Source organism: Paenibacillus sp. FSL K6-2441 (assembly GCF_037964765.1).
GTDB classification, from domain to species: domain Bacteria; phylum Bacillota; class Bacilli; order Paenibacillales; family Paenibacillaceae; genus Fontibacillus; species Fontibacillus phoenicis.
Genome location: NZ_CP150174.1, coordinates 3616115 through 3628387, shown reverse-complemented (window position 1 = coordinate 3628387; position 12273 = coordinate 3616115). Strand labels below are relative to the sequence as shown.

Here is a 12273-nt window from a genome sequence, read left to right as displayed (position 1 = left end):
CATGAACGAAGAGCAGCTCAAGAGATCCGGCAATCCCTTATTTCCAGGCTGGTATGCGGACCCGGAAGCGAGGATTTTTCAGGATCGGTATTGGATTTACCTGACGTACTCGGCCCCTTACGATGAACAGACGTTTTTTGATGCTTTCTATTCCACGGATTTGACGGAGTGGACGAAGGTTGAGCGCATCCTGACGATGGAAGATATCGCTTGGGCGCGACGGGCGCTATGGGCTCCGTCGCCGATCGAACGAAACGGAAAGTTCTATTATTATTTTGCTGCGAACGACATTCAAAGTGACGAGGAGCTGGGCGGAATCGGCGTGGCGGTTGCCGATCGGCCGGAGGGTCCGTACCGGGATGCGCTGGGCAAGCCGTTGATTGATCGGTTTCATTTTGGCGCGCAGCCGATTGACCCCCATGTTTTTCTCGATGATGACGGAAGCGCTTACCTGTACTATGGGGGGTGGGGACATTGCAATGTGGCGAAGCTGACCGAGGACATGATTCATCTGGACACGTTCGAGGATGGAACCACGTTCAAGGAGATCACCCCGGATCATTATGTTGAGGGGCCTTGCATGTTCAAACGGAACGGCATTTACTATTTCATGTGGGCCGAGGGGGGCTGGACCGGACCGGATTATTCCGTAGCCTACGCCATGTCCGATTCGCCGGTTGGACCGTTCAAGCGCGTAGGCAAGATTCTGCAGCAGGATCCGGAAATCGCCACCGGCGCCGGTCATCACGGATTTCTGCAAATTCCGGGCAGCGACGAGTGGTACATCGTTTACCACCGCCGGCCGCTCAGTGAAACCGATGCGAATCATCGCGTGGTTTGCATCGATCGCATGTTATTTGAAGAGGACGGGCGAATCCAGCCAGTGCAAATGACCCATGAAGGCGTTACGGCCAGACCGTTGCAGCGGGCGGAAGGATGACGAACAACTTTATGGATCTAACGTATTTGCAAAAAGGCAATGAACGACAACGCCAAGCTTACTATGAAACGCTGCTAACGCTGTATAAGTGGGAGGATGCACGGCTGCGTCATTTTATCGCAGAGAGGATGGAAATGACGTGATCAGTAAACAGAACGCAGAGCATTATGTGTGGGGCGGAAATTGCGACGGTTGGCGGCTGGTGGATCGGGAGGAGTGCAGCATTATCCATGAGAAAATGCCCCCGGACAGCCAGGAAGTCCGGCATTTTCACGAAAAGGCGGAGCAGTTTTTCTTCGTCCTGTCCGGTTGTCTGCATCTCGAATTGGACGGAATCCAATACGAGCTTCATCCGCATGAAGGGCTTGAGATCCCGCCGAATATGCCGCATCAGGCCATGAACCGATCCGCTGATTCGGTGGAATTCCTTGTTATATCCCGCCCAAATACACGGGGGGACCGAGTGCTGGCTTAAATCCACTGGAAGGATGCAGATAAAAGAAGAGGAGAACAGAAATGTACAGCCCCGGTTCGACCGGAGAATCCTGTATTTGATCGAACAAATGCTGCAAGAGCCAACGGCCGAGCGGATCGAAGCTTTTTACCATTCGGTCCGCACGTTTGCCGATTGGGGCGAGGACGACCGAAGCTGGCCGTCGCGTTTTATGGAAGACAGCGAAATAAACTGGTTAACCGGCTTAATTCCGGTAGGGGATATCTAGCGGTTCTGTTGCCGCGAACGGTTTATTTTACGCCTGCCGCAATCTCCTTCAGCCGTTCTTGAACCGCCCCGGTACATACGCCGCCATGATAGGTGATCACGGTTTCCACATCCAAGGCAGCCAATTTCTTGACCGATCTCAGGGCCTGGGGGTAATCCTGCGTGAAATTCGGTACGGGCGGCTGTACCTGGCCCTCGCTAGAGACGACTGCGTCTCCGCTGATTAACGTTTTACTGGAAGGATGATACAAGCTAATATGGTCAGGCGTGTGTCCTGGGGTGTACACGACTCGTAATCCTCCGCCAAATGGCAAATCGTCCCCGTCGTGAAGCGCCGTATTGACTTTCACCGACTCGGCGTAAGCACCGCCCTTAATCAGCGGGATTTCACCAGCCAGATACGGAATCCCCTCCTCGTGGGCCAACACTTCCAACTTCCCTTCCTTCGCCCGGATCAGCTCCGGCAGGCTGCCGATATGGTCGCGGTCTTGATGTGTAATGATCACATGGGTCAGCTGATCCAAGGAGAATCCTGCTTGCTCCAACCCTTCGCGGATCACATCCAATTGCCCGGGAACCCCGGTGTCAACGAGGACGAGATGATCGGTACCCCATAATAACGCCGCATGGACAGCCATCTGGTTCCCATTTTGCAACTTCAGGTTGAGCGGCAACGGCAGAATGCCGGATTCTTTAGAATGTTCCATTTTCGTCCCCTCCTCGACATTTAAACATAGTTTAACCTGCGCCAAAATCGTAGCAGAGAATAGCCCAAAGGACAAGTCCTAAGCTTCAATCGTATGGAATAGGTTATCGACAATGTCAGCTTGATCAGGTATAAATGAATCAATAAGAAAGTGAAAGTGGCAGTTTAATTCCTGATCAAGAGGCGAACCAGACATGGACCCTAGATATCCAATAGGCGAGTATGCCTTCACAGGCGAGATTACGGCGGCACAGCGGGAGCAATGGATACGTGAAATCGAGACGCTGCCGACGCGATTAAGGCAGGCGGTGGCCGGATTAAGTGAAGATCAGCTGAACCTTCCCTACCGCGAGGGCGGCTGGACGCTGCGGCAGGTTGTGCACCATCTGGCTGACAGCCATATCAATGCCTACACCCGGTTTAAACTGGCGCTGACTGAAGAGACCCCAACGATTCGGCCTTATCACGAAGACCGTTGGGCGAAGCTGTCCGACTACGAGGGAGACATCGAAGCTTCACTGCTTCTGTTGGAAGCGCTGCATCGTCGCTGGACCCACCTGTTGAGATCGCTGAGCGAGGAAGATTTTGAGCGTTCGTTCCACCATCCCGAATCGGGGAAAACGACGAGCTTGGCCTACAACCTCGGAAACTACGCTTGGCACGGGAATCATCATCTTGCTCATATTACGGCGTTAAGAACGCGGCTGGATCTTTAGTTCCATCCTACTCTTTTGCAGACAGCCTGAAAGTCCTAATAAGGACGGCAGGCTGTTTTTTGTTTGCATCGAAATTGGAAAAGAACTTTAATTTCCGCTATAAATCGGCATTTTGAGTTATAGAAAGAAAGCGCTGTCTATTTTAACATGGGGTTCGTAATCGAACTTATCGATGAAAGGATGGATGATTCGTGAAGGCGGGTACGGGGAAGAGGTCGAGGTGGAGTGCAATGCTCCGATATGTACTGATTGCGGTATTGGCTTGTTCGCTGACAGGTGGCGCGCAGATCGCCCCAAAACAGGCGGCCGCTGAAGCAGGAAGCACGCAAGCAACGGAGGCGGTTTATACGTTTGAGGCGGAGGCGGCGGCAAATACCTACTCCGGCAAAGCCGGTCCGGTTCCTTGCGACACCTGCTCCGGCGGGGCAAAAGTAGGCAACCTTTACCAAGGCTCGGCAATGCAGTTTAACGCGGTGAATGTAACGGAGGCAGGCGTTTATAAGCTAAGCTTGTCCTATATTTCCGGGGATCCCCGTTCGTTTATGGTCAGCGTAAATGGCGGAGAGCGGGAGCGCTTCTCGCCGCCGGCGACGAAGGATTGGAATACGGTGGGCGTATTCGACTTCGAGGTCCGTTTACAGGCGGGCGATAATACGTTGTCTTTTGACGATGACGGCGGATATGCTCCGGATTTGGACAAAATTAGCTTGACCTTCGTCTCGTCCTCGGAGCCGGGAACCGATCCGGGGAACGGTGAAGATCTGGAGCTTGGTGCGCCGCTCAGCACGGTGAAATACGGGCCGATTGCCGTAACCCGGCACGCGAAAGGGATGAGCGTAACCAGCGGCAGTCTGAAGCTGCTCTATAATACGGAAAATGGGCTCTCGGCGTACAGCTGGAAAAATCGCGGTGAAGAGGCCAAGATCCAAGGGGCGTACAGCTCCATACAGTTGGACCAGTACTTAACCAGCAAGGATTACGCCAAGCATGAGTTCAAGCTGGAAGAGGTGGAGCGGTTCCACGACCGGGGAGGCAAAGGGATCAAGGTCACGGTGAACAACAGGCAGGAAGGTCTGCCGACCCTGAAGCAAATCTACTATATCTATGAGCAGAAGGATTATTTGCTCACTCAAGTTATTGCCGAGCAAGATACGCCGCTCGCAACGAACTATATTGCCCCGCTGATTGTAGATCACCGCGGCGGAGTGGATATCGGCCAATATGGCGACAACCGGGTGCTGGTAGCTCCCTTTGATAACGATGCATGGTCGCGGTATTTGTCCAAGACGATCAACACGGATCTCAACAATCAAAATTATGAAAGCTCGGAACTGACGGCCATTTTCGATAACGACAGCCGTCGCGGCTTTGTGGTGGGTTCGGTTAGCCATGATACGTGGAAAACCGGCATTTATTGGAGCGGATCCAATGACCGTCTGAACAAGCTGAACGTATATGGCGGCTTCACTTCTCTTGCTTCCACGCACGATTCGCTGCCGCATGCCAAGGTCAGCGGGACGACGATTGCTTCTCCGAAGGTGTTTGTTGGATTTTTTACCGACTATCGGGACGGTTTGGAAACCTATGGTCAGGCAAATGCAGTGGAAGCCCCGCCGCTGGCTTTTGGTCCCGGTGTTCCGCAAGGGGTCCCGGTGGGCTGGAACAGCTGGGGAGCTGTCGGCAGCAAATTAAGCTACGATCAAGTGATCGAAACCTCCAATTACTTTAAGGAGAAGCTGCAAGGAGAGTCGTTTAATAACGAAGGTCAGCTGTATATTAACCTCGACTCGTACTGGGATAATATGAACGATGAGCAGCTGGGGCAGCTGGTGGATTATATTAAGGCGAACGATCAAAAAGCAGGCATCTATTACGGCCCGTTCGTCTACTGGGGCGATAATTTGAACCAGACTGTGGAAGGCACGGACGGAAAATATACCTATGGCGATATCGTCCTTCGCGATGCGCAAGGGAATCCGCTGCCGAAGATAGACGGCGCCTATGCCGTCGATCCGACCCATCCGGGGACGAAGCAGCGTATCGACTATTATATGAATCGCTTTAAGGAGCATGGCTTCGAGTATATTAAGCTGGATTTTCTGAGCCATGGCGCATTGGAAGGCCAACACTTTAACCTGCAAGTTTTTACCGGCATTCAGGCTTATAACGAAGGAATGGCTTACATCGTGGATGCGCTGGACGGCTCGATGTTCATCAGCGCGTCGATCGCGCCGCTGTTCCCCAGCCAATACGCGCACAGCCGGCGGATCTCCTGCGATGTTGACGGTTCGCTGGGCAGTACGGAATACCAGTTAAACAACCTGACCTACGGCTGGTGGCAAAACGGAACCATCTACCGCTACACGGATCCGGACTATATGACGTTGGAGAAGGGCGGCTCGCTGCTTGGAGCGCAAACCCGAGTGAACGCGGCGGCGATTTCCGGTACTGTGTTCCTCAACTCGGATGATGTGGCTAATCAGACGGCCCGGGAATATATGGAGCAGCTGCTGGTGAACCCGGCGGTGAATGCGGTGGCGAAGAAAGGGCTAGCATTCCGGCCGATGGAGGGCAACACCGGAACGGCAGCGGCGGACGCTTACATCTTAAAAGACGGCGGGGGATATTATCTCGCGATCTTCAATTTCACGAACGAGCCGGTGGAACGGACGATCTCCTTCGAGCGGGCTGCCATGGACAACAAAGGGAAGTCCGGCTTCCGCGTGACGGATCTGTGGACTGGTGAAGAATGGCGTGAGAAAACGGAGCTGCACGTCACACTGCAAGGGGCCGAGTCGAAATTGCTTCAGCTTGTTCCTGTTGCGGGGGGCGGAAAAAAATAAACAAAAAAAGGAGCCGTGAATCTCGGCTCCTTTTTAATTTGTTACAGCACCCAAGCGCCCACAATCCCGGCAACGATGCCAAGGATGACCACTGAGGCGAACAAGAATCCCAACACCTTGCGCGGGAACGAACGCGACACCATCAGCAGAGACGGCAGGCTGACAGCCGGCAGCGTGATGAGCAGGGCTGCAGCTGGGCCTGCGCCAAGCCCAAGCGCGGTGAACGATTGAATAATCGGAATTTCCGCAGCCGTCGGAATGACGAACAACGTGCCGACGAGGGCAAACAACAGGATGGCTAGAATGCCGCTGCCCAACTCAACGGGGAACAAGACGCCTTGGAAGGCTCCCAGCAGCAAGACGGACAACAGATACGCCGGTACAACGTTCAGGATCATCATCCCGAGGCTCTTCAGCCAGCGAAGAGCGAACGGTCCCTCGTTCTTCTGTTCGGCTGCCGCTTCCGCCTTTTCCAGCTCCGCTGGCGCGGGAACCTGCTGGCCTTTCGCCAGACGGTTGGCGAGGTAACTTACCCCAAACGTCAGCACGATGCCAAACACGAGGCGGAGCAAAGTAAATTTCCAGGACAAGACAAAGGTCATGAAGATCAATGTCGCCGGGTTCAGTACCGGATTACCCAGCCAGAAGGCCAGGCTGGCGCCGACGGATACATTACGTTTCCGCAGGCCGGCGGCGATAGGGGCGGCACAGCAGGTGCACATCATCCCCGGCAAGGAGACGATACCGCCCAGAAACGTGCTCTTAAACCGGCTGCTGCCGAGCACTTTATATAACCATTGAGCCGGCAGGAGCACCTGGACAAGCGATCCTAGTAAAATCCCGAGGACGGCGGCCTTCCAGACCGATTTGAAATAGGCGGCTGCATAATCGAGCGCGGCACTCCATGAAATGGGTCCGGAAGCATCTGATCCAAGGATCGAAGAGCCAATCGAATGCTCGGTGGCGGCTTTGAACGCTTTTCCATAATAAGGCCACCACTTGACATAACTTAGGCCAGCGATGGCTATGATGAGAAACAGAACGACAAATATCGCCGTTTTGCGTTTATCCAAACCGCGTGGTTGCTGTTGCGGATAGTTGCCGCTTGATGATGAAACCATAGACTTCATTTCCCTTCACATATGATTCAAAATTTGAACTAAGACACGAAATATAGTATACCATACGATGGCAAGTGAACTACATTGAATCTGCTGGTAAGCGAGAAGCGGGACGGTTGCCATTTGTAATTCAACGGAGTACGCTTAAATAAGCATAAGCTAGAAAATCCTATATCGATACGTAGGGAAGGATTGTGATCCGTCATGTCTACTGTTGAACCTATAAAATTAACATCCTTGTCCAGCAAAGGAGGCTGCGGCTGCAAAATCGGCCCGGCAGACCTCATGCAAGTGATTCGAAGCCTCCCGCCAACGGTGCCGAATCCAGATTTGCTGGTGGGGCTTGATACAAGTGATGATGCCGGGGTATATCGGTTAAGCGATGACCTCGCGCTGGTGCAAACGGTCGATTTCTTTACACCAATCGTTGACGATCCGTACGCGTTTGGCCAAATCGCCGCCGCAAATGCGCTCAGCGATATTTACGCGATGGGCGGCAAGCCGCTCACCGTGCTGAACATTGTAGCTTTTCCGATTTCCACTTTGGATAAAAGCATTCTGGCCGACATCCTGCGCGGCGCAGGAGACAAGGTGCAAGAAGCTGGAGCGACGCTGGTGGGCGGCCACTCCATCGACGACAAAGAGCCGAAATTTGGCTTGGCTGTGACCGGGTTGGTTCACCCGGATAAGGTCAGAACCAATGCTGGCGCCAAGCCGGGGGACAAGCTGATCTTAACGAAGCCGATCGGCGTTGGCATCATGACCACCTCGATCAAGAAGGATCAGCTCAGCGCAGAAGAGACGAAGCGGGTCACCGAAGTCATGTCGACCTTAAACAAAACGGCCGCTGAAGTCATGGAGCCGTATGATGTACACGCATGCACGGACGTGACCGGCTTTGGATTGATGGGACATACCCTGGAGATGGCCAAGGGCAGCGGAACCGGCATCACCATCTTCCAGAGCCGCGTGCCGGTGCTTCCACGCGTGCGGGAATTAGCGGAGCAAGGATTTGTCCCTGGCGGAACGAAGAACAATTTCGCGCATGTGGAAGCGAACATTACGTTCCCGGACTCGCTGGATCAGATCGGCCGATACATCCTGTGCGATGCGGTGACATCGGGAGGCTTGCTGATTTCTGTGAATCCGGATCAAAGCGAGCAGCTGTTGGATGAACTGCAGAAAGCCGGCGTTGAAGCGAGCCTGATCGGTGAGGTCACCGCAGAGAACGCGGGCCATATTGTGGTCGAAGCCTAGGAAGGGGTTTGCAGCATTGGATATGTTTCAGGATATAGGCTTGCAGGAATGGGCGGAGCAGCGAGAAAGCGGCAAAGCGATCACCATGATTGACGTTAGATCGCCCTCCGAGTTCGCCGAGTCCACGATTCCAGGCAGTTTGAATATCCCGCTGTTTGATGATCAGGAGCGGGCGGAAATTGGAACTTTATATAAGCAGGTGAGCGTAGACGCCGCCAAACAACGCGGGCTTGAGATCGTTTCAGCCAAGCTGCCCGACTTTGTCCGGAAGTTTGCGGAAATCCCGGGGCGTAAAGCGGTGTTCTGCTGGCGTGGTGGGATGCGAAGCCGAACGACGGCGACGCTGCTCAGTCTGATGGATATCCATACGTACCGGCTGGCCGGCGGATATCGCGCTTATCGCCAATGGGTTGTCAGCACGCTCGAGCAGATGGAGTTTGCTCCTGAACTCACCGTGATCCACGGGAATACGGGAAGCGGCAAAACCTTGCTGCTTCGCAAGCTTCAGGAACAAGGGTATCCCGTTATCGATCTGGAGAAGATGGCGGGTCATCGGGGCTCGGTGTTTGGGCAAATTGGGCTGCAGGCGCATAACCAGAAGATGTTCGACTCGCTGCTGTTGGATGATCTCCTGCGTTATCGGGAAGCGCCTTACGTGTTGATGGAGGCGGAAAGCAAACGAATCGGCAAGGTGGTTGTCCCTGAATTCCTCATGGAGAAGAAAGAGCAGGGGCGGCATATCCGGATCGATCTGCCAACGGACGTACGGGTGCAGATCATTTTGGAGGATTACGAGCCTTGGAACAATCCGGAGGGCTGTCTGCTAGCGTTCCGAAAAATCAAATCCAGAATCCATACGCCCATCGCTGCGGAAATCGAACAAAGCCTGCTTGCAGGCCGCTATGACCGCGCGGTTGAGCTTCTTCTAACTTACTACTATGATCCTCGGTATGCCCATACAGAAGGGCAATACGAGGGAGCGGAATTTACGGTGATTCGGGCCAACACGGTTGACGAAGCCGTCATGGAAGTTCAACGACTCTTACCGAAGTTGGTTTAACTCCGATTGACTTCTTAACAGCTCGCAGAGGTTCTGCGGGCTGTTATTTTGCTAAACCGTTTTAGGGATGGTAAATTCAGCCAATTGCATTTACAATGGAAAAGAAAATATGGGTAAATGTGGGAAGGTGAAACGGTTGAAGCAACAATTGAATCAAATCAGCAAAGCAGCACGGCAAAAGCCGCCTGTCAAATTGGCATTTCTTGGTTTGGTGGCGCTTTCAGTGGCCTTGCCGCAGCGGGCGGCGCTGGCAGAGGAGGCCACAGCCTCTACGTCAACAACGACGACGATCGTAAACACCGGGAACTTGGGAACCGATCCGTCCAAGCAAGGGGAGGCAGTTGCCGATTCGTCTCGTGCCAAAATTACGAAGGAGCAGGCTATCGCTAAGGTTCGGGAATTGTTTCCGATTTTGAAAGAGGCGACAGTGAACCAGGTCGAATACGGGATTATTAATGTGTACCCTGCACCAAGCTATCAGGATGTCTGGACCATTCATTGGCAAGTTGAAGTTGGCAATGGGAGTCACAGCTTTTCAAGCAGGGTGGATGCCATCACCGGGGATTTGATGAGCACCTATATTACCTTTCCGCGACAAGGCAATAAGGTCTATTATCCTCCGAAATTAACGAGAGAGCAGGCTTCGGAACAAGCGAAGGCCTTTCTCGCCAAAGCTGCTCCATCGTTATCAGCCGATGAGGTGAAAGAAAGTGATTCTCTTTTTTACTTGGATTCGCAGGCTTTATTTGGTCCGGTACAGTATGATTTTTCTTTCGATGTTCTGAAGAATGGGCTGCCCTCCGGTTTTGAATCCATTCATATCACGGTAACCGGCGATGGAGAAGTCGTCTTTTTTAGCCGTTCTGAGGAGAGGTTGGAATATCCGTCCTCCGTTCCGACGGTTTCTAAAGCGGAAGCGGAGAAGAAGTTCCGAGACGAGTTCCAGGTTGAACTGGGGTATGTCCCGGTACGGAAGAACGGTGCCATTTCCGATTGGATCCTGGCTTGGCAGCCGGTTTCGGATGCTTCCCTGGCCATTAACGCCCAGACGGGACGCAAGATTAACAGTGAAGGTACAGAGCTGACCTCCACCACGGTTACAATTAGCGATGTTCCAGCCGGGACCAAGATATTTGAGCCGCGCACTTCTAAAGTGGAATTAACATCTGATGAAGCCGCGAAGTTGGTGGAACAAACGGTTTTTATTCCAGAAGGCCGGAAGCTTATATATCCGAGTATGAGCAGCGATTACAGGAATCCGGAGAGGAAGACATGGAGCTTAAGATGGGAAGAGGAGCGCCAGAACCTGACGGGACCGATGTATTTCCCGGCCCAGACGTACGCCACGGTCGATGCCTTGAGCGGACAAATTCTCGGGTTCCAGATTGAAGCGTTTAATTATGGCGAGCCGCGTGAACCGTTGGCGCCTCCGCCTGGAGCAGCGAAACTGAATTATGAGCAAGCGAAGCAGCGCGCCTTGGAATGGGTGAACCAGTTATATCCGCAAGCGAGCCGGAACCTAAAACTGATTGAACGCGGGGAATCTTGGAGTCGCCTCTCGAATGGAGAGCAATTCCGCTTCGAATTGACCCGTTACGTTAATGACCTTCCGGTGCTCGGTGGAGGGGTTTTTATTACGGTCGATGCGTATGGTCGGTTGTTCTTCTATTCTGTGAACCACGAGCAAATTCCGGAGGATCTGCCGGACAGCCAAACAGCAACCGTAACAGCGGAGCAAGCACTCCAATCGTACCTGGACAACTTTAAATTAGAATTGCAGTATAACCAGATCGGCGGGTATATGATTGATAATACCTACGTGGATCCAAAGGTATACCTCGTTTACTCACCGCAATTCAAGGATCCAGGAACGTCTTTTCAAGTGCTGAATGCCGTGACGGGCAAGTGGGTGACGACGTATGAGGGCATCCGCATGGAACCAACGCGGGGTGACATCGAGCCCAAAGATGTGAAGGGCCACTGGGCAGAGGCAGATTTGAAGACCCTGGTTCAATACCGCATTCTAGAAACGGATGAGCAAGGGAACCTGAATCCCAATGAGACGATCACGGTGGGGGACTGGCTGACCTATGCCGTGAAGGCGGCGAATCCTTATTATACAAGCTACGTGCTGGCATCCCCGTCTGCCGCGTCCGCAGAGGTCTCGATGGACGACAAGTATTCCCAGGCGGTGAAGTACGCTGCCGATTTGGGGTGGATCGATCCGGCCGAGCCGTTACAACTGGATCAGAAGCTGACCCGAGAGCAGCTGGCCGTCTTGCTTACCTCGATGGTCAAATACGATCGCTTGGCGGCGAATTTCTTCGGCAAAGACGCATTCATCAGCCAGTTCAGCGATGCCAAGCAAATCACTCGCCCCGGCGAGGTCACCATCGCAGTTCGACTCGGATTGCTGCAAGGCCAGAACGGCAAATTCAACCCGCAGCGCCAAGTCACCAAAGCCGAAGCCGCTTCTATCCTGATGAGATTGGTGAAGCTCCAAGGTCATACCGATCAGCCGATTGCCTCGCAGTAAGCCCCAGGATAGAGTGTTGACTCTCCCCTTTGAGGAGGCATTACGCTCCGGGATTGCCCACAATGATGAGAAAGTTCAACAGCTCATCGAAAGACATCTGGATTTTATGAAAAAATATGGTCAGAAGGACAACAAACCGGGCTGGCGTATTACTTGCTGGCGGCGGCTGAAGCTTATGCGGCTACCGCGCCGGATGCTAACGACAGTGACCAGTAATACTCATGAGCCCAATACCCCAAAGGCTCCCGCGACATGAGGTCCGGGGGCCTTTTACATTCCGCGTGCTGAATTGAGCCAGATACTTATGGTAAAATCAGGTTACTGCTGAGAAGAGTGGAGTTACGTCTAAGGTACCTTTACCAGGGAAAGGAGT

11 protein-coding genes are annotated in these 12273 nt (G+C 53.2%); 9 read left to right on the top strand and 2 right to left on the bottom strand.

The window, feature by feature from the left end:
• Position 1: 1 nt before the first annotated feature.
• The 4 genes from NSQ80_RS16705 to NSQ80_RS16690 are packed head-to-tail and all read left to right on the top strand — an operon-like array spanning position 2 to position 1662.
• Positions 2-940, top strand: coding sequence for a glycoside hydrolase family 43 protein (locus NSQ80_RS16705; RefSeq protein WP_339299981.1), 939 nt, complete (start codon positions 2-4; stop codon positions 938-940).
• Positions 937-1083 (top strand): hypothetical protein, encoded by a 147-nt coding sequence (locus tag NSQ80_RS16700; protein ID WP_016311002.1) that lies wholly within the window; start codon positions 937-939, stop codon positions 1081-1083. The genes NSQ80_RS16705 and NSQ80_RS16700 overlap by 4 nt, the downstream gene beginning before the upstream one ends.
• Positions 1080-1415 carry a cupin domain-containing protein gene (locus tag NSQ80_RS16695; protein ID WP_016311003.1) on the top strand — a complete coding sequence of 112 codons (336 nt, stop codon included), beginning with the start codon at positions 1080-1082 and terminating at the stop codon, positions 1413-1415. Before NSQ80_RS16700 ends, NSQ80_RS16695 begins: the two co-directional genes overlap by 4 nt.
• A gap of 13 nt (positions 1416-1428) precedes the next feature.
• Positions 1429-1662 carry a hypothetical protein gene (locus NSQ80_RS16690; protein WP_323077569.1) on the top strand — a complete coding sequence of 78 codons (234 nt, stop codon included), beginning with the start codon at positions 1429-1431 and terminating at the stop codon, positions 1660-1662.
• Between the two features lie 22 nt (positions 1663-1684).
• Here the strand turns inward: NSQ80_RS16690 and NSQ80_RS16685 are convergent, their stop codons facing one another.
• Complete coding sequence (locus tag NSQ80_RS16685) at positions 1685-2368, bottom strand: MBL fold metallo-hydrolase (protein ID WP_323077568.1); 684 nt, start codon at positions 2366-2368, stop codon at positions 1685-1687.
• A gap of 193 nt (positions 2369-2561) precedes the next feature.
• Here NSQ80_RS16685 and NSQ80_RS16680 point away from each other — a divergent pair, with 193 nt between their 5' ends.
• Positions 2562-3083 carry a YfiT family bacillithiol transferase gene (locus tag NSQ80_RS16680; protein WP_323077567.1) on the top strand — a complete coding sequence of 174 codons (522 nt, stop codon included), beginning with the start codon at positions 2562-2564 and terminating at the stop codon, positions 3081-3083.
• A 230-nt stretch (positions 3084-3313) separates the two neighbouring features.
• A complete protein-coding gene (locus tag NSQ80_RS16675; RefSeq protein ID WP_339299977.1) occupies positions 3314-5926 on the top strand; it encodes a carbohydrate-binding protein in 2613 nt (870 codons plus the stop codon).
• A 41-nt stretch (positions 5927-5967) separates the two neighbouring features.
• On the opposite strand, the gene NSQ80_RS16670 is transcribed toward NSQ80_RS16675, so the two are convergent.
• On the bottom strand, positions 5968-7047 hold the full coding sequence (locus NSQ80_RS16670) for a permease (RefSeq protein ID WP_260070368.1): 1080 nt from the start codon (positions 7045-7047) through the stop codon (positions 5968-5970).
• A 204-nt stretch (positions 7048-7251) separates the two neighbouring features.
• On the opposite strand from NSQ80_RS16670, the gene selD reads away from it, so the two are divergent.
• The 3 genes from selD (at position 7252) to NSQ80_RS16655 (ending at position 11900) form a co-directional block, all read left to right on the top strand.
• Positions 7252-8304 carry a selenide, water dikinase SelD gene (gene selD / locus NSQ80_RS16665; RefSeq protein ID WP_260070367.1) on the top strand — a complete coding sequence of 351 codons (1053 nt, stop codon included), beginning with the start codon at positions 7252-7254 and terminating at the stop codon, positions 8302-8304.
• 22 nt (positions 8305-8326) lie between these two features.
• Positions 8327-9364 carry a tRNA 2-selenouridine(34) synthase MnmH gene (gene mnmH / locus NSQ80_RS16660; protein ID WP_260070366.1) on the top strand — a complete coding sequence of 346 codons (1038 nt, stop codon included), beginning with the start codon at positions 8327-8329 and terminating at the stop codon, positions 9362-9364.
• 136 nt (positions 9365-9500) lie between these two features.
• Positions 9501-11900, top strand: coding sequence for an S-layer homology domain-containing protein (locus tag NSQ80_RS16655; RefSeq protein ID WP_339299973.1), 2400 nt, complete (start codon positions 9501-9503; stop codon positions 11898-11900).
• Positions 11901-12273 lie beyond the last annotated feature (373 nt).